18 protein-coding genes are annotated in these 21,696 nt (G+C 73.0%); 8 read left to right on the top strand and 10 right to left on the bottom strand.

The features are described from left to right. Position 1: 1 nt before the first annotated feature. Both C8054_RS12325 and C8054_RS32710 read right to left on the bottom strand, forming a co-directional pair. Complete coding sequence (locus C8054_RS12325) at positions 2-4,090, bottom strand: polymorphic toxin-type HINT domain-containing protein (RefSeq protein ID WP_233219607.1); 4,089 nt, start codon at positions 4,088-4,090, stop codon at positions 2-4. A gap of 146 nt (positions 4,091-4,236) precedes the next feature. Further along, entirely contained in the window at positions 4,237-4,755 is a 519-nt protein-coding gene (locus tag C8054_RS32710) for a hypothetical protein (RefSeq protein ID WP_233219606.1), read from the bottom strand. Between the two features lie 201 nt (positions 4,756-4,956). Here C8054_RS32710 and C8054_RS12315 point away from each other — a divergent pair, with 201 nt between their 5' ends. Next, entirely contained in the window at positions 4,957-6,060 is a 1,104-nt protein-coding gene (locus C8054_RS12315; RefSeq protein ID WP_107156915.1) for a winged helix DNA-binding domain-containing protein, read from the top strand. A 49-nt stretch (positions 6,061-6,109) separates the two neighbouring features. On the opposite strand, the gene C8054_RS12310 is transcribed toward C8054_RS12315, so the two are convergent. Genes C8054_RS12310 through C8054_RS12295 form a run of 4 tightly spaced genes read right to left on the bottom strand, consistent with a single transcriptional unit; the run spans position 6,110 to position 10,441 of the window. Beyond that, complete coding sequence (locus C8054_RS12310; protein ID WP_107156914.1) at positions 6,110-7,318, bottom strand: ABC transporter ATP-binding protein; 1,209 nt, start codon at positions 7,316-7,318, stop codon at positions 6,110-6,112. A 9-nt stretch (positions 7,319-7,327) separates the two neighbouring features. Continuing rightward, positions 7,328-8,164, bottom strand: coding sequence for a carbohydrate ABC transporter permease (locus tag C8054_RS12305; RefSeq protein ID WP_107156913.1), 837 nt, complete (start codon positions 8,162-8,164; stop codon positions 7,328-7,330). Position 8,165: 1 nt separating this feature from the next. Next, positions 8,166-9,161, bottom strand: a complete 996-nt coding sequence (locus tag C8054_RS12300; RefSeq protein ID WP_107156912.1) for a carbohydrate ABC transporter permease — start codon at positions 9,159-9,161, stop codon at positions 8,166-8,168. Beyond that, positions 9,158-10,441 carry an ABC transporter substrate-binding protein gene (locus C8054_RS12295; RefSeq protein WP_107156911.1) on the bottom strand — a complete coding sequence of 428 codons (1,284 nt, stop codon included), beginning with the start codon at positions 10,439-10,441 and terminating at the stop codon, positions 9,158-9,160. The genes C8054_RS12300 and C8054_RS12295 overlap by 4 nt, the downstream gene beginning before the upstream one ends. A gap of 206 nt (positions 10,442-10,647) precedes the next feature. On the opposite strand from C8054_RS12295, the gene C8054_RS12285 reads away from it, so the two are divergent. The 5 genes from C8054_RS12285 to C8054_RS12265 all read left to right on the top strand — a co-directional run bounded on the left by C8054_RS12285 (position 10,648) and on the right by C8054_RS12265 (position 12,779). After that, positions 10,648-11,226, top strand: coding sequence for a DsbA family protein (locus C8054_RS12285; RefSeq protein ID WP_107156910.1), 579 nt, complete (start codon positions 10,648-10,650; stop codon positions 11,224-11,226). A 33-nt stretch (positions 11,227-11,259) separates the two neighbouring features. Continuing rightward, a complete protein-coding gene (locus C8054_RS12280) occupies positions 11,260-11,535 on the top strand; it encodes a hypothetical protein (RefSeq protein WP_107156909.1) in 276 nt (91 codons plus the stop codon). Continuing rightward, positions 11,532-11,819 (top strand): ribbon-helix-helix domain-containing protein, encoded by a 288-nt coding sequence (locus tag C8054_RS12275; protein ID WP_107156908.1) that lies wholly within the window; start codon positions 11,532-11,534, stop codon positions 11,817-11,819. The genes C8054_RS12280 and C8054_RS12275 overlap by 4 nt, the downstream gene beginning before the upstream one ends. A 205-nt stretch (positions 11,820-12,024) precedes the next feature. Next, a complete protein-coding gene (locus C8054_RS12270; protein WP_107156907.1) occupies positions 12,025-12,456 on the top strand; it encodes a hypothetical protein in 432 nt (143 codons plus the stop codon). A gap of 47 nt (positions 12,457-12,503) precedes the next feature. Then, positions 12,504-12,779 (top strand): hypothetical protein, encoded by a 276-nt coding sequence (locus C8054_RS12265; protein WP_107156906.1) that lies wholly within the window; start codon positions 12,504-12,506, stop codon positions 12,777-12,779. Between the two features lie 44 nt (positions 12,780-12,823). Here the strand turns inward: C8054_RS12265 and C8054_RS12260 are convergent, their stop codons facing one another. From C8054_RS12260 to C8054_RS12250, 3 genes are all read right to left on the bottom strand, one after another. Continuing rightward, positions 12,824-13,531, bottom strand: coding sequence for a hypothetical protein (locus tag C8054_RS12260; RefSeq protein WP_107156905.1), 708 nt, complete (start codon positions 13,529-13,531; stop codon positions 12,824-12,826). A 368-nt stretch (positions 13,532-13,899) separates the two neighbouring features. Continuing rightward, entirely contained in the window at positions 13,900-14,685 is a 786-nt protein-coding gene (locus C8054_RS12255) for a DUF4184 family protein (protein ID WP_107156904.1), read from the bottom strand. A gap of 23 nt (positions 14,686-14,708) precedes the next feature. After that, entirely contained in the window at positions 14,709-15,392 is a 684-nt protein-coding gene (locus C8054_RS12250) for an HAD family hydrolase (protein WP_107156903.1), read from the bottom strand. A gap of 214 nt (positions 15,393-15,606) precedes the next feature. On the opposite strand from C8054_RS12250, the gene C8054_RS12245 reads away from it, so the two are divergent. After that, entirely contained in the window at positions 15,607-16,935 is a 1,329-nt protein-coding gene (locus C8054_RS12245; protein ID WP_233219605.1) for a hypothetical protein, read from the top strand. Between the two features lie 24 nt (positions 16,936-16,959). Here the strand turns inward: C8054_RS12245 and C8054_RS12240 are convergent, their stop codons facing one another. Beyond that, complete coding sequence (locus C8054_RS12240) at positions 16,960-19,662, bottom strand: glucosidase (protein WP_107156901.1); 2,703 nt, start codon at positions 19,660-19,662, stop codon at positions 16,960-16,962. Between the two features lie 42 nt (positions 19,663-19,704). Here C8054_RS12240 and C8054_RS12235 point away from each other — a divergent pair, with 42 nt between their 5' ends. Then, on the top strand, positions 19,705-21,648 hold the full coding sequence (locus C8054_RS12235; RefSeq protein WP_107156900.1) for an amylo-alpha-1,6-glucosidase: 1,944 nt from the start codon (positions 19,705-19,707) through the stop codon (positions 21,646-21,648). Positions 21,649-21,696: the final 48 nt, after the last annotated feature.

Below are 21,696 nucleotides of genomic sequence, written 5' to 3'. Positions count from 1 at the left end.
CCTAGCTACAGGACCCGGCGAGGCAGTGGATCCAGCCGGTGGCGGTCTTGATGTAGACCTCCTTCACGATGCCCTGCCGGGTGATGTCCCTGATCGCCGGCCCACCTTCGATGAAGCTCTGCAACCGGGCATGGTCGAGCTTGTCCGCCCGGACGTAGACGATCGCGTCGCGGTAGTTCGCGTTGCGCAGCTGGGACTCGGCCTTCGACAGGTGCTTGAGCACCGCGCTCGGGCTGACGCTGTCGGTGGCCTTCAGGCTGGTCGGTACGCCGTCCAGCCAGCCGTCGATGCCGGGAGTGTCCCGCACCGGCTGCCCCACGAACTCCTTGCCGCCGACGTGGTTGCCCAGCTCGTGCGCCTGGGCGATCTCCACGTCGTTCATCTTGCCGGTGTTGGTGACCTTGCAGGCGCTGGTGTTGTGCACCAGCGCCGACGTCCGGCCGACCCCGACGTAGTAGGTGTGCAGGTCGGCGACCGTCAGGTTGTGCACCCGCGTCGTCACCGTACGGCGGCTGACCTGCTCGACCTGCACCGACGTGCCCGCCGCCGTACGCAGCCACTGGCCCCGGTGCAGCTCACCGGCGGACACCCAGGCGTTGCGCGCGGGCACCCAGAAGGGGTGGTTCTCGGTCGCGGTGACCGTCGCGGTCGCCCGACCGGCGGCCCCGTCGACGTCCAACCGGACCCGGACGAGGTTCTTCTCCCCCTCGCTCTGGATGGTCCGGGTGATCTCCCGGGCCCCGGTCACCCGCCCGACCGGGTCGGTGGCCAGCACCCGGTCACCGATCCGCAGCCTCTCGATCGGCTTCCGGCTGCCGTCGGCCAGCAGCACCGGCGTGCCGGGCAGGAAGCTGCTCGCCTTCTTGCACGCCTTGCTGCCGAACTGGTACAGCTCGCGCAGCAGGTCCACGCCGCGTTTGCCGCCGCCGACCCAGCCGACCACCGGAATCATCCCGGCGAGCGACAGCAGCGCGCCCTCCGTGTCGCCTTCGAGATAGGCGATGAGCGCGTCCACCGCGTCGCACGGCTCCCCCACCACGGGGATGAACCCACAGATCGTCAGCACGAGCTGCCCGACGAGCTTGCCCTCCTCGGCGTCCTTCTGGTCGAAGTACTTGACCACGCCCTCGCAGAGCGGGCCCTGGCCCCACCGGATCGTGCACCAGTTGTCCCCGCGTTCGAGCGCGCCGAGCAACGGGTTGTGGCACATCCGGTTCAGGTGCATGTAGAGGTTGCACTCGACGCTGCCCGGGTCCGTCTGACCGGCCGCACGCCGGGCCTCGGCCTCCTGACGTTGCAGGGCCACCACGGCCTGGAACGCCTCGGTCGCCGCCTGCCGCGCCTCGGCCGCGCTCCGGCCGGCCTCCTCGGCCGATGCCTTGGCCCGCGCCGCGGACTGCTGCGCCGCCGCGGCGTAGTTGGCCGCGCGCCGCTCCGACACGGTGGCCGCCGCCGCGGACTGCTGCGCGGCCTGCGCGTCGCTGCGGGCCCGGGCCGCCGCGGCCTGGGCGGTCGCCGCCGACTGCGCGGCCGCGGCGGCGGACTGCTGGGCCGCCAGCGCGGACTGCTGCGCCTGGTCGGCGTAGCCCTGCGCCGCCGCGGCGGACAGCTCCGCCTGCCGGGCGTACTCCGCCGCCTCGGCCGCCGCCGACCGGGCCCGGGCCGCGGCCTCGGCCGCCCGGGCCGCGTCCACCCGCGCCGTGGCAGCGTTGCGCGCCGCGTCGGCGACGAGCGCCCGGACCTTGGCCACGTGCGCCGTCGTCTCCTCGTCCCGGAGACGCGCCTTGTACTGGCCGGCGTCGATGAAGTGCCGGAGCGCCGCCCGGGGGCCGGAGAGCGCGATGGTCGCCGCGGCCTTCACCTCCGGACCACCCGCGGTCATGATCTGACCGACCCGGATCCGGTCGTCCTGCTCCGCCGCGTCGTAGCGGCCGGACCGGAGGAACTCGTGCCGGTCCTGGTCGGTCCCGTTCAGCGCGGCCTCGGCGGCCGTCTTCATGGTGGACCCACCGGTGGTGATCAACTGACCGATGAGGATCCGGTCGTCGTCGGCCTTGCCCGGGTACGCCCGGGTGCGGAGGAACTCGCGCACCTGCGCGTCGTCACCGGCCAGGGCGGCCACCGCGGCGGTCTTCGCCGCCGGCTTCGTCGCGGTGTCCGCGAGGTGGCCGACCACCGCCCGGTCGTCCTGGCCGGCGGCCAGCGGCAGCTCGGTCGTCAGGAACGCCCGGACGTCCAGCTCCGAACCGGTGAGCGCGCGCTCGGCGGCCGCCCGGGTCCAGGTCCCCCCGGTGGCCAGCAGCCGGACGGCGACCCGGCGGCCGTTGGTCAGCACCACGTCGGCCGGCGCGTTCGGCGCGGTGGCCTCGGCCAGCCAGCGGCGGGTCTCCGCGTCCCGCTGGGTCTCCTGCGCCTCGTCCCAGGCCGCCTGCGCCAGGCGGGTCTCCTCCTCCTTGCGTTCGACCTCGGCGGCCATCACCCCCTCGGCCGTCATGGCCGCCAGCCGCTCGACGTCCGCCTGACGGGCCGCCGCCTCGACGTCCCGTGCCTGGTTGGCGTACTTCTCCGCGTCCTCCGCGGCCTTCATCGCGTTGACCGCGTGCTGCGTGGCCATCTTCGCCGCGTAGGCCGCCTCCCCGGCGTGCGCGGCGGCGTCCTCGGCCGCCGCGGCGGCGTTGTCCGCATGGGTGGCCGCCGCTCGTGCGGCGGTCGTCGCCTGGCCGGCCGCGGTCGCCGCGCGCCGAGCCTCGGCGCTTGCCGCGTTCGCCGCCCGCTGGGACTCCTCCGCCTTGGCGCGGGCCCGGGCAGCCGCCTCCCGCGCCCGCGCCGCCTCGGCGGCGGACACGTTCGACTGACCGGCCGCCTGTTCGGCGGCGTCGGCCGCCAGCTTCGCGTTGGCCGCCGCGCTCGCCGCCGCGGTGCCGGCGTTGCCGGCGGCGACGGAGGCACGCTGGGACGCCTCGGACGCGTCCGCCGCCTTCCGCGCCTGCTTCGCCGCGTCCCGGGCGATCCGGGCGGCGTCGCGGGCCTGTTGCGCCTTGGTGGCGTCCCCCGCCGCCTTCGAGGCCGCCGTGTTGGCGCGGGAGGCGGCGTTCCCGGCGAGCGCCGCCGCCTGCGCGGCGCGCGCGGCGGACGCCGAGGCGACCTTCGCCGCGGAACTCGCCGCGTTCGCCGCGCCGATCGCGCGTTGCGCCGCCGCCGCGGCACGACCGGCGGCGGACGCGGCACGCGAGGCCGCCGCCGCCGCGTCCTCCGCGGAGTCCTTCGCCGCCGCGGTCTCGGCCGCGGCACGCTGCGCGGCCTCCTTCGCCAGCCGGGCGGACTCCACCGCACGGTCGGCCGCCTGCTCGGCCTGGAGCGTCTCCTGCGCGGCGAGCCGGCCGGCCTCCTGGGACAGGTCGGCGAGCTGGGTGACGGTGAGCATCTCCTGGTCGCGCGCGCGGGCCACGTGCTGCCCGTACAGCAGGAACTCCCGGATGTCCTCGGCCGTGCCGTTCAGCGCGGCCTGTGCGCCGGCCTTGACGTAGGGACCACCGCCGGTGAGGATCTGCCCGGTCCGGATCCGGTCGTCGATCTCCCGGGCCTCGTACTGGCCGGTGCGGAGGAACTCGGTGATCGCGTCGTCGGTGCTGTTCAGCGCCGCCTGGCCGGCGCGCTTCACCTCGTTCCCACCGGCGTTGATCACCTGCCCGAGGCGGATGCGCTCGTCGACGGCGAACGCGGCCTCCCATCCGCCGTTGAGGAACGCGCGGCGGTCCTCGACGGAACCGTTCAGCGCGGCCACCGCCGCCTGTTTCATCGTCGGGCCGCCCAGGCCCGCGTACTCCTCGACCCGGACCAGGTCGTCCTGCTGGCGAGCCGTGAAGTAGCCCTCGTCGAGGAAGTCGGCGACGGCGTCGTCGTCCCCGACGAGCGCCTCCGCCGCCGCCCGCTCCACGCTCGCGCCGCCCGACTTCAGCAGGAGGAGCGCCCGGAGCCGGAGTTCACCCGGCTCCGTCTCGTCCGCCGCGTACGACGGGCCGGGCACGACGAGAAACGCGGCGAGCAGTGTCAGGACGAGGCTGAACGCCAGCCCCGCCCGCCTTCGCACCGCACTCGTCCGCCGGATACCACTGGGTCTTGCCGACACGGTCCCTCCCCTGGAACTGACGCGTCAGAGCAGCGAGCACACGTCGCTGCGGATGGCGAAAAGGAGGAAGCCGACCTCGGCGTGCGAGGTCGGCTTCCGGTGGCGCGTCAGTTGGCGGTGGGGAAGCGAAGCTCGAGCAGCGTCGCCGTGCCCCGGGCCTGTCCCTCGCCGACGGGCTGCCACTCGCCCGGGTCGACCTGCTCGGTCTCGACCACGGTCGGATCGTCCTTGACTTCGACCTTCGCGTCGACGGTGTTGGTCGAGTCGCCCCGGACGAAGTAGACCATGGGGATCTCCATGGTGAGGTAACCGCTGGTGCCCTTCGCCTTGAAGCAGAAGTTCTTGCCGGCGGGCAGGCTGAAATCGTTGCTCTGCACCAGGATCAGGTCGGCCGGCGGGTTGTTGGGAGTCGCGCCGCAGTCGGCCAGCACGATGTGCCCGTCGCCCTTCAGCAGCTTGATGCCCCGCTGGGTGAGCACCTGCGCGGCGCCCGGGTAGTTGAAGTCCTCCTCCAGGGAGGGCTGGGTGTCGACCGCGGCCGACGAGGACTGCTGCAGGGCCACGACGGCCAGACCGAGTGAGAGCGTTGCCGCGACGGCACCCGCCTTGAACGTGCGAGACGACACTCGCGTTACCCCCGTATCAAGTGGAAACAAATAGCGGCGAGGCGACGACAGGGTCGACGCATCACCGAATGTCACCGGCAGCACACCTGGCGCCGCCGGCGGCGGTGCCATCATTCCACAGGCCGATCGATGTGTGGGGGCACCTCCGGCGGGGGTCCGGCGTCCTAAGCTGACCGTCCACCTGTCGACGGGAGGCCCGCCGTGACCGTACGCCTCACCCGCGCCGAGGCGCTCGCGCTGCGGATGACCGGCCTGCTGCTGCGCCCGCACCCGGTCGCCCGGCCGGAGCGGGTGGCCGACGTGGTCGAGTGGTTCGGCGCCATGCAGGCCCAGGACGCGGCCAGCGGGCTGTGGTCGCTCGGCGTACGCCTGCCCGGCCGAACCCGCGACGACGTCCACGCGGCGCTGGAGCGGCGCGAGGCGTTGCGCACCTGGCCGATGCGCGGCACGGTGCACCTGGTGCCGGCGCGGGACGCGCACTGGATGCTGGCGGTGACCGGGGTCCGCGCCCTGGCCGGATCGGCGGCCCGGTGGCGGCAGCTCGGGCTCACGCTCGCCGACGGAGACCACGCCGGCGACGTGCTCGGCGCGGCGCTGGGCGGGGGCGGCCGGCTCACCCGCAGCGAGTGCCTGGCCGCGTTGCGCGCCGCCGGGCTGGACACCACCGGTCAGCGCGGCTACCACCTGCTCTGGTACGCGAGCCAGCGCGGCATCACCTGCATCGCCCCGCACGTCGGCACCGAGCAGACGTTCGCGCTGCTCGACGAGTGGGTGCCCGACCCGCACCGCCCGGAGCGGGACGAGGCGCTGGCGTTGCTGGCCCACCGTTACGTGCGCGGCCACGGCCCGGTGACCCGGCAGGAGCTGGCCCGGTGGAGCGGCCTGACCGTCACCGACGCGACCCGGGCCGTGGCGCTGGCCGGCGACGTCCTCGCCCCGGTCGAGGTCGACGGTGAACCCGCCGTGGTCGACGCCGCGCTGCTCGACGCCCCCCGCGAGCCGGTCGACGACCTGCACACGCTGCCCGGCTTCGACGAGTACCTGCTGGGCTACCGGGACCGTTCGCTGATGCTCGACCCGGCACACGCCGCCGCCGTGGTGCCCGGCAACAACGGCATGTTCCAGTCCACAGTGGTACGCGGCGGCCGGGTGGTCGGCACCTGGCGGCGGACGCTGGCGGCGACCACGGTGACCGTGACGGTGCGGCAGCTCGTCCCGTTCGACGCCGAGCTGCGCGCCCGGGTGGACACGGCCCTGGCCCGCTACGCCCGCTTCCTCGGGCTGGCGCTGCGTCACTCCTGGTGACGCGAGAAGGGCCGACGGCAACCGCCGCCGGCCCCGCCACGCGGAGCGCTCAGTCGGCGAGCGCGCCGGCCGCCCGCCCCTCGTGCAGCGTCAGGTTGCGCCCGCTGCCCGGGTCGAACAGGTGGATCTTCTCCAGGTTGAACCACACCCGGCGGGACTCGCCCTCCCGCGCCGGCGACTCCGCCGACAACCGGGTGACCAGGTTGGAACCCGCGCCGGCGAAGTCGGCGGCGCCGGCGTCGGCGGCCAGTTCCTCCAACTCGGCGGCGGTGGCCCGCTCCCCCTCCACGGTGAAGTAGACGTACTTGTCCGAGCCCATCGACTCGACGATGTCGACAGGCGCCTCGAACTCCAGGCCCCGGCGGCGGGTCTCGTCGTCGATCAACGCGGCGTCCTCGAAGTGCTCCGGTCGGATGCCGAGGATCAGCTCGCGGGGCGCGTCTCCGGCCTCCAGCTCACGGCGGACCCGCTCGCCGATCGGCACGTCGCCCAGCGCGGTCCGCAGCTTCCCGTCCTCCACCGCGGCGTGCACGAAGTTCATCGACGGCGAGCCGATGAACCCGGCGACGAAGAGGTTGCGCGGGTGGTCGTACAGCTCCTGCGGCGGGCCGACCTGCTGCACCGCGCCGCCCCGCATGATGACCACCCGGTCGCCGAGCGTCATCGCCTCGGTCTGGTCGTGGGTCACGTAGACGGTGGTGGTGCCGAGCTGCTTCTGCAACCGGGACACCACGGTGCGCATCTGCACCCGGAGTTTGGCGTCCAGGTTGGACAACGGCTCGTCCATCAGGAACGCCTTGGGCTGGCGCACGATCGCCCGGCCCATCGCCACCCGCTGCCGCTGGCCGCCGGAGAGGTTGGCCGGCTTGCGGTCCAGCAGCGCGGTCAGCTCCAGCACCTTGGCGGCCTCGTCGACCTTCTGGTTGATGGTCTCCTTGTCCATCTTCGCCAGGCGCAACGGGAAGGCCATGTTCTCCCGGACCGTCATGTTCGGGTAGAGCGCGTACGACTGGAAGACCATGGCGATGTCCCGGTCCCGGGGGGCCTTGTCGTTGACCCGCTCCCCGGCGATGCGCAGCTCACCGTCGCTGATGTCCTCCAGCCCGGCGATCATGTTCAGGGTGGTGGACTTCCCGCAGCCGGAGGGGCCGACCAGGATGACGAACTCGCCGTCGGCGATCTCCAGGTCGACGTCCCGCACCGCGGTGGTCCCGTCCGGGAACCGCTTGCTCACCTTGTCCAGCACGATGTCAGCCATTGTTGTCACCTATCCCTTGACTGCGCCGGAGGTCAGGCCGGAGACGATGCGGCGCTGGAAGAAGAGCACGAACAGGATGATCGGTACGGTGATCACCACGGCGGCGGCGCAGATCGCCCCGGTGGGGTCCTCGAACTGCGACTCGCCGGTGAAGAACTGGAGGGCCACCGGGACCGTGCGGGACCGCTCGGTCGAGGTGAGTGTGATCGCGAACAGGAAGTCGTTCCAGCAGAAGATGAAGACCAGGATGGCCGTGGTGAACACGCCCGGCGCGGCCAGCGGGGCGATCACCCGCCGGAACGCCTGCCCCTGGGTGGCGCCGTCCATCTTCGCCGCCTTCTCCAGGTCCCACGGGATCTGCTTGAAGAACGCCGACAGCGTGTAGATCGCCAGCGGCAGCGCGAACGTGATGTACGGCAGGATCAGGCCGGGCCAGGTGTCGAAGAGGCCGAGCTGCCGCTCGATCTCGAACAGCGGCGACACCAGCGACACCTGCGGGAACATGGCGATCAGCAGGGAGACCCCGACCAGCAGCTTCTTGCCCGGGAAGTCCAGCCGGGAGATCGCGTACGCGGCCATCGTGCCGAGCACCACCGCGATCGCGGTGGCGATCAGCGCGATGCCGATCGAGTTGACCAGGGCCCGGACGAACTGGTCGGTGTCGAAGATCGTCCGGTAGTTGTCGAGCGTCCACTCCCGCGGCCAGAACTTGCCGTCCGTGAGCGTGCCCGGGGTCTTGAACGACAGCGAGGCGATCCAGAGCACCGGCACCAGCGCGAAGACGACGACCACGACGTCCAGCACGCCCCAGCGCAGCTTCGCCCGCGTGGTGGTTTCCACGGCCATGTCAGCGCCTCTCCCCATCGTCGCTGCCGGGAGCAGCGGTGCCGAACAGCTTCACGAAGACGAACGCGATGATCGCCACGGTGATGAAGATCAGCACCGACATCGTGGAGCCGATGCCGAGGTTCAGGCCCCGGATCAGGTTGTTGTAGGCCAGCATCGAGACCGACGAGGTCTCGTTGCCGCCGTTGGTGAGCACGAAGATGTTGTCGAAGACCCGGAACGCGTCGAGCGTGCGGAACAGCAGCGCGACCAGGATCGCCGGCTTCATCACCGGCAGCATCACCTTGGTGAACCGCTGCCACGCCGTCGCGCCGTCGGTGGAGGCCGCCTTGAGCAGGTCCTCCGGCACCAGCGCCAGCCCGGCCATCAGCAGCAGCGCCATGAACGGGGTGGTCTTCCAGATCTCCGCCAGCATGATGATCGCCAGCGAGCTGGCCCGCTCGGTGAGCGGCGCGCTGCCGTCGAACAGGTTCGCCAGGTAGCCGGTGCCCGGCGTCCAGGCGTACCGCCAGGAGAACGCCGCGACCACCGTGACGATGCCGTACGGGATCAGCGCCGCGGTGCGGACGATGCCCCGGCCGACAAGCGTCCGGTGCATGATCATCGCCAGGCCCATGCCGAGCACCAGCTCGATCGCCACGGTGACCACCGTGATCAGCATGGTCACCCCGAACGCGGTCCACCAGAAGTCGTTCGTCAGCACGGTGACGTAGTTCTCCAGCCCGACGAACTGGCGCTCGTCGGGGAACCGCAGGTCGTAGCGCTGCAACGACAGCCAGATCGAGTACAGGATCGGGTACGCGGTGACCAGCACCATGACCAGCGCGGCCGGCGCGCAGAGCAGCCAGCCGAGGCGACGCTCGGCCCGCTTGTTGTCGCTCAGCGGAGCGCGAGCGCCCCGGCGGGCCCGCTGGGCGGGCACCGCGGCGTGCCTGGCGGCCGGCTGCTCCGCCTCGGCGGCGGCCTCCGCGCCGGCCGGAGTGGCGTTCACGCTCATGGCAGCACACCCTTCGACTCCAGCGCGTCGGCGATCGCCTTGCGCAGCTCGTCCGCGGTCCGCTCGGGGTTGATCCCCGAGGGCGGCGACAGGATCGCCGACATCACCGTGGAGATGCTCTGGTACGCCGGGGTCAGCGGTCGCACCGCCGGCTCCTTCAGCTCCTCCAGGATGGTCTCCTTCATCGGGTACGCCTCGGCCATCTCCGGGTCGTCGTAGACCGCCTCGATGGTCGGTGGCACGCCGTCGTTGACCGCGGAGAACTTCTGGTGCTCCGCGTCGCGGATGCACCGGGCCGCCTCGAACGACTCGGTCGGACGCTTCGAGTACTTGCTCACCGCCAGGTTGACCCCGCCGATGGTGACCTTGCTCGGGGTGTTCGCGTCGATGCCCGGCACCCGCGCCCACTTGACGTCCTTGGCCAGCTCCGGGTTGGCCTCCTGCATCGCCGGATACACGAACGGCCAGTTGACCTGGAACGCGCCGCCGCCGGACTGGAACTCCAGCCGGACCGGGTCCTCGACCGCGTTGCTGAACGACGGCGAGGTCACGCCCGACGTGGCGAACGTCTTGAGCTGCTCCAGCGCGCGTACGGTGCCGGCGTCCATGACCGCCTTCTTGCCGTCGTCGCTGAGGATCTTGCCGCCGGCGCTCTCGGCCAGCGTGTTGTAGAGCACCACCAGGCCCTCGTACTGGGCGCCCATGGTGAGCACCCGGTAGGGCTTGTTCTGCTGCTTGAGCTGCTGGGCCGCCGCGATCATCTCGTCCCAGGTCTTCGGCGGCTGCGACACCAGGTCGGCCCGGTACCAGAGCAGTTGCACGTTGGTGTTCTTCGGCGCGGCGTAGAGCTTGTCCTCGTACCTGGCGGTGTCCAGCGGGCCGGCGAGCGTGCCCTGCTCCACCTCGGCCTTGTCCTGGCCGGTCCACTCCCGGATCCAGTCCGCGCTGGCGAACTCCTGGGTCCACGTGACGTCCAGACCGAGCACGTCCATGCCGCTGTCCTGCGCCGCGAGCCGCCGTACCATCTGCACCCGCTGCTCGTCGGCCTCGCGCGGCAGCACCCGGTAGCTGATCTTGTACCGTCCCTGGGCCTGCGCGTTGCAGTCGTCGACCACCTTCTGGAGGTTCTGCTCCGGCGGGTAGTACAGGTTGATCGTCGGCGTGCCACCGTCGCCGCCGGACCCGCAGGCGGCCAGCGGGGCCACCAACGCGAGCGCGGCGGCCGCCGCCGCCGCGCGTCCGGCCGGCCGCCGTGCGGCCGTGTCGGGGACTGTCGTCATCACCCTCCCCCTCTCTTCGGCGAGAGCCGGGGAGGTCACCCGTGCCCCGGCGCACGGCGAGACGGTCGAGGCACCGGCCCTGCGCCCGACGCCCCGGGCGTTTCGTGCCGCAGAACGTGCCCGACCTGCGACGAAGCGAAACATCACGGTCACGTGACGGTGACCGCCGTGCTGCGCGCCGACCCGTCCGCCCCTAGGTTGGGAGGATGGACGCCACCTTCTTCTTCGACCCGGTCTGCCCGTGGACCTGGCGCACCTCCCGCTGGCTCGTCGCCGTCGCCCAGGCCCGCGGGCTGACCATCGAGTGGCGGGCGTTCAGCCTGGCCATCCTCAACGACGGCGAGGTCCCGCCGGAGTTCGCCGAGGCGATGGCCGCCTCCGGCCGGGTGCTGCGGCTGGTGGAGGCGCTGCGGGCGCAGGGCCGGCACGAGGACGCGGGGCGCCTCTACACCGAGCTGGGGGCACGCAGCCACGACGCCGGCGACCCGCTCGGCGACCGGACCGTCGCGGCGGCGGTGGAGGCGGCCGGCGTGACGGACGCGGCGCCCGCGCTGGACGAGGAGCGCTGGGACGAGGCGGTCCGCGAGTCGCACGCGCTGTCGTACGCCTCGGCGGGCCCGGACATCGGCTCGCCGGTGCTCATGGTGCCGGACGCCGGCCGGGGCATCCACGGGCCGATCATCACCGAGGTCCCGGGCACCGAGGACGCGCTGGTCATCTGGGACTCGATGCTGCCGCTGCTGCGCCTGGACACGTTCCACGAGCTCAAACGCGCGCGCCGCTGACCCTCGGCGTTTTACGCGTTGTACGCTGCTGTCGTGATGGAGCGTGAGTACGCCTGGACCGAGACCGGCAAGGCGAGCGCCAGCCGCCACGACGTCTCGGAGCAGGAGGCGATCGAGGCGCTCTACTCACCGCAACGCATCGAGAACCACATCGGGAGTCTGCTGCTCGCCGTCGCCGGCCTGGCCGACACCGCTCGGGTGATCATGGTGCTCTGCGAGCGGTTCGGGAAGGTCAGCAGCTACGGGATCCTCGCCGTACGGCTTGCCACGCCCGATGAGGTCAAGCAGTGGATGGAGGGAACGCGATGAGCGCTGGCCGTGATCCGCGGGCGATGAGCCGCGAGGAGTTGGTCGCCTACTTCGACCGGGGCGGCGACATCTCCGAGTTGCTGCGGGACGCGACCCGAGGACCCGACCTCGGGCCGACGCCCGCGCCGGAGAGCGTTCCGATGGTGGTGACCGGAGTCAGGCTTCCCTCGACGATCGTCCGGCAGCTCGACGAACTCGCCGGCAACGACAAGGGCGGCCGATCCGGTCTCATCCGGCGGGCGATCGACGAGTACCTGGCCCGGCACGCCGGTGAGGCTGCCTGAGCCGCGTCCCACCAGGTGAACGGCGACACTACCGGGCGGGACGGGGCTGGACTAGCGTTTCCCTCACTCCGTGGCCCCGCGCGTCGCCACCGCTGTCGACCCGCCGCCGGCTGTCCCCCACAGCCTGCTCGATCGGTGGGTTCTCCCGGGAACCGCCGCCCCGTGCGTGCCGGTTGGGCAGGATTCGCCCCGAGGAGGTGCCGTCGTGCAGGACACCCGCGCTCTCGCCCTGTCGTTCGAGGTGAGCGGCCTGCCCCCGGTCAAGACCGAGGCCCTGTCCATCTTCGCCGCCGGACACCGGCAGGCGACGAGGGTCCGCACCCTGCTCCAGGCCGCCTGCACGGCGGCCCAGCGCACCGGGTGGACCCCGCTCGCCGGGCCGGTCGAGGTGGACCTGACCCTGCGCTGCCCGCCCGGGCACCGTACCTCCGACGCCAGCACCCTGCTGGGCGGCGTGTGCGCGGTGCTCCAGGACAAGAAGCGGGTGTCCACCATCGGCCTCGCCCACCTCGGGGTGCTGGTCGACGTCGCGCTCTGGTCCGACGACCGGCAGATCCGCCGGTTGTCGTACGCCGAGGAGCCGGCGGAGGACTTCTCGTACCTGGTCCGGGTGGCGGCCGTACCGACGATGGTTTGACCGACGGACGCGGTGGGGTACCGCGGACGCCGACGAAGGGAGCGCCGATGTCGGAGCCACATGTCACGCTCGACCCGAGCGGGCTCGATCCGGTGCAGCAGAAGCTGCGCGGCCCGTTGGAGGAACAGCTGACCTCGGCCCTGCAGGCGGCCACCGAACGGATCCGCGCCGGCTACGCGGGCGAGCCCGTGGAGGACGTCTGCCGACGGCTGCTCGACGAGACCCGGTCCGGCCTGCACCCCGACATCGCGGCCGGGTTCCAGCCGGACATGGACGAGTTCTGTCGGGTGGCGGTGGCGATCGTCCGGGGCGAGACCGGCTGAGCCCGGCCCGCGCCGGCCCCGACCCGGGCGGCGCGGGCCGGTGGTCAGCCGCGCCGGACGTCGACGGAGACGACGTGGGCACCGTCCGGGCGGGTGGACTCGCCCAACCGCACCGGCACCCGTGCGCCGTCCGGGGGACGCAGGCCGAGCCCGAAGCTCAGGTGCCCCTCGAAGTCGCCGGCCGCGGCCCAGCCGAGCAGCGTCGGGTAGCTGACCGCGGCCGGCGGCACGTCGGCGGTCCGACCGCCCCGCGCGTCGTGTGCCTGTGCCGGGAAGAACCGCACCGACAGGTAGCTCGTGCCGGGCAACTCGACCGGGGCGCCGCGCCCCTCGGTCACCACCTGCGGCACGTACCCGACCCGGTAGGACGGGGTGGGCCCGCGGAACGCGAACGTGATCCGGCTGAACCCCTCGGCGGGGTGGTCGCCGACCTGCACCGACACCAGGACGGGCAGCGACGCGCCGGGGGCCGTGGTGACCGGTACCCGCACCGCGTGGGTGACCCGGGCGGACGTGCCGGGCACCCCCCAGCCCCAGGTCACCCGCCAGGGCCCGGCGGTCCCCTGGTCGGTCGACGTCGGTCGGGTGGCGGCCGGGGGCGGTGCGGCGGCCGTCGTGGCCGCCGGGACCGACGTGCCGGCCGGGGCGGTGGTCGGTGGCGCCGGGGGCGCGCCGTCGTGGCCGGTCGTCGTGCAGGCCGCCGCGAGCAGCACGACCAGGCCGGCGAGCAGCGGTACGCGCTGGAGAGTCATGGTTCAGTGTCGCTCCGTGACCGGTCGGCGCACCAGGGGTGTGCCGCAGCGGCCCGGACGGGTCAGGACCGGGTCCGCAACTCCCCGGCCCTGACCCCGGTCGTCCGGAAGTGGTAACGGCGCACGCCGCGGGAACACGGCGGGCGCGGCACGACGCCCACGCCGGGCTCCAGACGGCGAGCCGCTCTGCCCGCACTCAGCTCCACGGTGCTCTTACCACCGGACTCCGGTGCGCCCCCGACTCACCCCGACGAGGCGTGGACGCCGGCTCAGGTTAGGCGCGTCCGCGCAGGTCGGACAAGCTTCGACCAGGGCGGACGGCTGTGATTGATGTCTATGTCGAAACGCGGCATGTCGACGTAACGGGGTCAGCCGGGCCGACGCTGTTCGTCTTCGAGACGCTGGTCGCGCCCGGCCCCTCGAACCGGCGCGGAACGGGCCGCCGCCGCGCCGGCGATGAGCGCCAACCCGCCGACGTGCAGCACGCGTACGCCGGCCGGCCCCGGCACGGTGGCCGCCGGCAACCCGGGCAGCAGCAGCGCCCCCAGACCGGTGACCGTCAGGGCGACCCGCCAGAACACCAGCGGGTTCGCCGCCGGGGCGGGCGGCGGTTCGCCGCCGAAGATCTCGCCGTCGCGGGCCGCGCGGATCGCCAGCGCCACCACCAGCAGTCCGCCGCCGCCACTGGCGAACACGTCCGCGAACTGGAACCAGTACAGCCCGGTCAGGCCGTGGAAGTCGGCGATGCCGATCAGCCGCGGCAACCGCTCGCTGTGGCTGACCCGGTCCCACCCGACGTGGCTGAACGCGCCGATCAGCGCGGAACAGACCGTGACCTGCCACGGGTGCCGTACGCCGGCCAGGCCGACGTACCGGGGCCAGCCGAACAACCGGGGCGCGGGCAGGTGCACGGCGATGCCGGCGACCACCCGGCGGGCGATCCAGGCGTACCCGAGGGCGACCGGCAGGCACCACCAGAGCAGCCCGCCGAGCGTGTGGGTGCGCATCCCGAGGTCGAACCGGGTGCCGCTGAACAGGTAGCCGACGTCCGGCGCGACCGCGCCGGTGCACAGCGCCACCCCGTCGAACCAGCGCGGTCGCCACAGCTTCAGCGGCAGCACCGGCGCCAGGTGCGACGGGAACGTGAGCGGCACATTCGGTGACGTTACCGGCCGACTCAGAAGTGCCGGGCCAGGTCGGGAAAGGCAGCGAGTCGGATCACCCGGGGGTCGGACGGGTCCAGCTCGTCGTGCTCCAGCACCCAGGTGTTCTCGTTCGGGATGAAGACCGCGTTCATGCCGGCGGCCCGCGCGGGCAGGATGTCCGAGCGCGGCGAGTTGCCGATCATCCAGGCGACCGCCGGGTCGAACGCGTGCTCGCGGGCCAGCCAACGGTAGGTGGCGACGTCCTTCTCCGGCACGATGTGCGCCGCCCGGAAGTGGTGCAGCAGCCCACAGGCGTCGAGCTTGCGCTGCTGCTCCTCGCGCTCGCCCTTGGTGAGCAGCAGCAACTCGTGGCGGGTGGCGAGGTCGTCGAGCGTCTCCGCCACGCCCGGCATCAGCTCGACCTGGTGGCCGACCAGTGCGGCGGCGAGCTGCTCGATCTCGCGGCGTTCCCGTTCGGTGGCGGGGCGCTCCCGCAGCTTCTCCAGGCACTCACCGAGACTGCGCAGGAAGACCTTGCTGCCGTAGCCGTGCGCCACCGCGTTGGCCCGTTCCACGTCGTCGAGCACGGCGCGGAGCTGCGCCCGGTCCAGCGTCGGATGGTCCACCCAGGTGAGGAAATCCTCGATCACGCGCTCGAACAGGACGTTGTTCTCCCAGAGCGTGTCGTCGGCGTCGAAGACCAGCACCGATCGCATCGCACCTCCCCGTCGCGGCCCCGCACACCGTACTACTGAAAGGCGGGGGCCCCGCTTAACGTTTTTGGTAGAGGCGGGGCCCCCGTTTAACGCCGGAGTGTTAAGCGGGGGCCCCGCCTCACCGCCGGACGGACCGCGCGGACCGCCCGATCGTCGCCCGGCGCGGAGCGGCTGCCCGACTGTGGATCGCCTGCTCCGGCGGGATGCTTCGACAATGACTCCCGCACCCGCCCCACCCCCTCCGCAGCGGGTCCGGCACCGGCGACGCACCGCCGTCGTCGTGGCGGCCACGCTGGCCGCCGGCGGCGCGCTGCCGACGGCTCCGGCCCTCGCCGTCAACGCGACGCACACCACCGTGGTCAGCGCCCGGCCGGCGGCCTGGACGCCGCACGCGCTCGACGGCACCGTGTACCGGATCCTCCAGATCGGCGACCGGGTCTACCTGGCCGGCTCGTTCACCAAGGTGCGCAACGCGAACACCACCGCGCAGCTCGCGATGCCCCGGCTGGTGGCGTTCCACGCCGACACCGGCCGGATCGACACCACGTTCAAGCCGGTGGTCAACGGCACGGTCAAGGCGCTCGCCGCCTCGGCGGACGGCCGCTCGCTCTATCTCGGCGGCGCGTTCACCACGGTCAACGGCGTGGCCGCGCCGCGGGTGACCCGGATCGACGCGGCCACCGGCGCGCGCGTCGCCGGGTTCGCCCCGGCCGCGCTCAACAACCAGGTCAACGACATGCGGCTGGTCGGCAACCGGCTGCTCGTGGGCGGCGCGTTCCAGACCGTGGGCGGGGTGACCCGGCGCGGCCTGGCCGCCCTGAACGCGACCACCGGCGCCGCCGACGCCTCGGTCGACCTGCGGCTGGACGGCGCGCGGGTCACCTCCTCCGGGGCCACCTCGCCGGTCAAGGTGGAGGCGCTCGACGTCTCCGCCGACGGCGGCCGACTGGTGTTCGCCGGCAACTTCAGCACCGTGTCCGGCGCGGCGCGGCACCAGCTCGCGGTGGCCGACCTGAGCGCCACCGGCGCCACGCTCTCCGGCTGGGCCACCACGCGCTACCAGCCGCAGTGCGCCAAGACGATGCCGGCCTACCTACGCGGGGTGGACATCTCGCCGGACGGCGCCTGGTTCGCGGTGGTCACCACCGGTGGCCCGTTCCCCGGCACGCTCTGCGACACCGCGGCGCGTTTCGAGTTCGGCGCCGCCACCGCGGGCAAGCAGCCGACCTGGGCCAACTACACCGGCGGCGACACGCTGCTGTCGGTGGCGGTGACCGGCGCGGCGGTCTACGTCGGCGGCCACCAGCGCTGGCTGGACAACCCGTCGGGGCGCAACTCCGCCGGCCCCGGCGCGGTGTCCCGGCCCGGCGTCGGGGCGATCCACCCGACCACCGGCAAGGCGCTGGCGTGGAACCCGACCAAGGACCGTGGGGTCGGCACCGCCGAGCTGTACGCCACCGACCGCGGCCTGTGGGTCGGCAGCGACACGGTGACCGTGGCCGGCGAGTACCACGCCCGGGTGGCGTTCTTCCCGCTGGCCTGACCGGGCCGGGACAACGGCGCGGGCTCAGCGGCGCAGCGTGAGGATCAGGTCGGCGACCAGCGCCGTCCACCCGGTCTGGTGCCACGCGCCGAGCCCCGCGCCGTTGTCGCCGTGGAAGTACTCCGGAAAGCAGATCAGGTCCCGCCAGTCCGGGTGCGTCTGGAACAGCTGCGCCGCGCCGTAGATCGGTCGCCGCCCCCACCCGTCCCGGGTGAACAGCGAGATCAGCCGCGCCGACAGGTCGTCGGCGATCTCGTCCAGCGTCCGCTTGACCCCCGACCGGGTCGGGTACTCGACCTGCAGGTTGTCGCCGAAGAACGCGGCGTGGTCGCGCAGCGCGGTGATCAGCAGGAAGTTCGTCGGCATCCAGATCGGGCCGCGCCAGTTCGAGTTGCCGCCGAACAGGCCGCTCGTCGACTCGGCCGGCTCGTAGCCGACGCTGAACTCCTGCCCGCCGAGCGTGACCGTGAACGGCTTGTCCAGGTGGGCGCGGGACAGCGTGCGCAGGCCGTACTCGGAGAGGAACTCGTCGGTGTCGAGCATCCGGGCCAGCAGCCGCACCACCTGCTCCGGGCCGACCATGGACAGCAGCCGCTGCTGGGTGCCGTCCGGGCCGAGCCGGCGGGCGCCGATCACGTCCGCGTACTCGGGGCGGTTGGTGAGGAACCAGCGCAGCCGGGCGCTCAGCTCGGGCAGGCGGCGCATGGTGCGCGTGGTGAGCCGGGTGACCGCGGCCAGCGGCAGCAGCCCGACCACCGAGCGGACCTTCAGCGGCACCTGCGTGCCGTCGGCCAGCCGCAGCACGTCGTAGAAGAACGCGTCCTCGGCGTCCCAGAGCCCCTGGGAGTACGCCGCCGCGGCGATGTACGCGAAGTGCTCGAAGAACTTCGTCGCGGTGTCCACGTACGCGCGGTCGTGCTCGGCCAGCACGATGGCCATGTCGAGCAGGTTGAGCGCGTACATGGCCATCCAGCCGGTGCCGTCGGACTGCTCCAGCGTGCCGGCCACCGGCAGCGCGGCCGAGCGGTCGAACGGGCCGACGTTGTCCAGCCCGAGGAAGCCGCCCTCGAACACGTTGTTGCCGCCGGTGTCCTTGCGGTTGACCCACCAGGTGAAGTTGAGCAGCAGCTTCTGCATCACCCGGGCGAGGAAGTCGTGGTCCCGGGCGCCGTCGATCTCGAAGACCTTCAGCGCGGCCCAGGCGTGCACCGGCGGGTTCACGTCGCCGAACGCCCACTCGTACGCCGGGATCTGCCCGTTCGGGTGCAGGTACCACTCGCGGAGCAGGAGCAGGATCTGCTCCTTGGCGAACCCGGGGTCGACCCGGGCGATGGTGACGCAGTGGAAGGCCAGGTCCCAGGCCGCGTACCAGGGATATTCCCACGGGTCCGGCATGGAGAACACGTCGAAGCTGGTCATGTGCCACCAGGCGCTGTTGCGCCCGTGCCGGCGGCCGGCCGGCGGCGGCGCCGAGCCCGGATCGCCCTCCAGCCACCGCTTGACGTCGAAGTGGTAGAACTGCTTGCCCCACATCAGCCCGGCGATGGCCTGGCGGGCGACGAGCGCCTCGTCGGCGGTCGCCGCGGCCGGGATGACGCTGTCGAAGAACCGGTTCGCCTCGGCGCGCCGGGCCCAGAGCACGGTGTCGAACCCGTCGCCCAGGTCGGCCGGGGCGGGCGGGTCGCCCGCCGGGGGCGGCGCGGTGCGGGTCAGCCGCAGCCGGATCCGCCGCTGCTCGCCGGCCGGCACGTCCAGCACGTAGTGCAGCGCGCCCTTGGTGCCGACCCGGTCCGGGTTGACGGTGGCGGCGCCGGCCACCACGTGGTCGTTGATCCCGTCCTTCGGGTACGCCGACCGTCCGCGCAGCCCCCACAGCCGTTCGGCGTTGCTCTCGTTGTCGCACAACAGCGGCGTCGGGTCGCCGTCGCCCTCCAGCAGCAGCTGGCCGAGCACCCAGTGCTCGCCGACCAGCCGGGAACCGGTGCCGCGCAGCTCGGGGACCCGGTCGGCGCCCGGCAGGCCCCACGCCCAGGTGTTACGGAACCAGAGCGTGGGCAGCACGTGCAGGGTGGCGTCCTCCTCGCCCCGGTTCGCCACGGTGACCAGGATGCACATGTCGGTCGGGGACGCCTTGGCGTAGTCGACGGTCACCGCCCAGTACCGGTCGTCGTCGAAGATGCCGGTGTCCACCAGCTCGTACTCGGTGTCGTCCCGGCCGCGCAGCGCGTTCACCGCGACCAGCTCGTCGTACGGGAAGGCGGCCTGCGGGTAGTGGTACCGCCAGCGCATCCAGGAGTGCGTCGGCGTGCTGTCCAGATACCACCAGTAGTCCTTGGCGTCCTCGCCGTGGTTGCCGCCGTCGCCGCCGAGGCCGAACATCCGTTCCTTGAGGATCGGATCGCGTCCGTTCCACAGCGCCAGCGCGAAGCAGAACGTCTGCCGGTCGTCGCAGACGCCCGCCATGCCGTCCTCGTTCCACCGGTAGGCTCGGGACCGCGCATGATCGTGGGGAAAGTAGTCCCAGGCCGTGCCGTGCTCGCTGTAGTCCTCCCGTACCGTCCCCCACGCCCGTTCGGACAGATAGGGGCCCCATGCGCGCCAGTCCTGCTCCCCGGCATCGGCCTGGGCGAGCCGGTGCCGCTCGGGGTCGGGGGTCGCGGAGGTCGGGCGGTCGGTGATCACCCGCACATCTTCGACGCCGCCGGAGTACTTCTCCACAGCGGCCATTGTCGTCGTGGCCTGTCACACCTCGCTGCCGGTGGAGGAAAGTTGATCGACATCCGTTTCGGCCCGCAGCTCTGCGGGACGCTGTCCGCCTCCGCCGAGCGGGAATGGCTGGTCACGGACGGGCGCGGCGGCTACGCCACGGGCACCGTGGCCGGGCTGCGCACCCGGCGGTACCACGGTCTGCTGGTGGTGCCCGGCCAGACACCGGCGTCCCGCAAAGTGGGACTCGTGAGCCTCGACCCGGCGGTGACGCTGCCGTCCGGTCGCCAGGTCCGGCTCGGCGCGCACGAGTGGAACTCCGGCGTGGTCGACCCGCGCGGCTTCGAGTTGCTGGAACGCTTCGACCTCACCGACGGGGTGCCGCGCTGGCGGTGGCGCATCGGCGACGTGGTGATCGAGCGGGAAGTCGCCATGACGTACGGCCGGTCCTGCGTCGCCGTGGTCCACCGGCTGGTCTCCGGCGGCCCGGTCCGGCTGGACCTGGCCGCGGCCTGCACCTGGCGGGACGCGCACGGCGAGCGACGGGCCGACGGTCCGGTCCCCCGGCTGGAGCCGGTGGCCGGCGGCGCGGTGGTCGACGGCGCGTTCCGGCTCGCCGGGCCGGACTGGACGCCGGAGGGCCAGTGGTGGCTCGGCGTCCACCACCGGGCGGAGGCCGCCCGCGGCCTGAATCCCGACGAGGATCTGTGGTACGCGGGTCGGTTCTCCGGCGCGCTCGACGAGCCCGGCGCGACGGTGACGGTGCTGGCCTGGGCGGACGACCTCGCCGAGGAGCCGCCACCGGCGACCGCCGTGGTCGAGGCGGCCCGGCGGCGCAGCCGGGCGGTGGTGGCCGCCGCGAAGCCCGCCGACGCGGTCGAGGCGACGCTGGCGCTGGCCGCCGACGCGTTCGTGGTCCGCACCGCCACCGGCCCGGACGTGGTGGCCGGCTACCCCTGGTTCGGCGCCTGGTCGCGGGACACGATGATCTCCTACGAGGGGTTGTTCCTCAGCGCCAACCGGGCCGACGAGGGCCGGGAGCTGCTGCGCGCGTACGCGGGCACGCTGAGCGAGGGCATGTTGGCGAACACCGCCGACACCGGTCGGGTCGAGCACAACACGGTCGACGCCACGCTCTGGTTCCTGCACGCGGTGAGCCGGCACGTCACGGTCACCGGCGACACCGACCTCGGCGACGAGTTGCTGCCCGCGCTGCACGGCGTGGTCGAGGCGCACGTCGCCGGCACCCGCTACGGCATCGGCGTCGACCCGGCCGACGGGCTGCTCACCCAGGGCGGTCCGCCGGACGTGGCGCTCACCTGGATGGACGCCCGTGTGTACGGGGTGCCGGTGACCCCGCGTACCGGCAAGCCGGTCGAGGTGAACGCGTTGTGGATCAACGGGCTGGCCGGGCTCGCCGAGTTGACCGAGCTGGCCGGCCGGGACGCCGGCGCGCTGTGGACGCTGCACTCCCGGGCCACCACGTCGTTCCGCGACCGCTTCCCCGCGCCGGCCGGCTGGCTGCACGACGTGGTGGACGCGCCGGCGCCCGCGTACCCGCTCGGCGGCGCCCCGCACCACGACGACGACCTGCTGCGCCCCAACCAGCTCCTCGCCTGGTCGCTGCCGTTCGCGCCGCTGGAGCCGGACGAGGCCACGCTGCGCCGGCTCACCGAGGCGTTGTTCACCCCGCTCGGGCCGCGCAGTCTCGCCCCCGACTCCCCCGGCTTCACCCACCGGCACCGGGGCGGCCCGGCCGAGCGGGACGCCGGCTACCACCAGGGCACGGTCTGGCCGTGGTTGACCGGGCCGCTGCTCGACGCGTACCGGAAGGCGGGCCTGCCCACCGCGGACCTGCTGGTCGGGCTGGACGGGCACCTGGTCGAGGACGGCCTGGGTTCGGTGAGCGAGACCGCCGACGGCGCGGCCCCGCACACCGCCACCGGCTGCCCGTTCCAGGCCTGGTCGGTGGCGGAGCTGCTGCGCGCGCGGCGGATGCGCCGGTAACGCGTTACAGACCGGCAACCGGCGCGTCTCCGCCGGTTAGCGACCCCT

It is taken from the genome of Micromonospora sp. RP3T (assembly GCF_003027925.1).
Lineage (GTDB): Bacteria > Actinomycetota > Actinomycetes > Mycobacteriales > Micromonosporaceae > Micromonospora.
The sequence above is the reverse complement of the archived record's forward strand: the minus strand, read 5'-3'. Positions and strand labels throughout refer to the sequence as shown.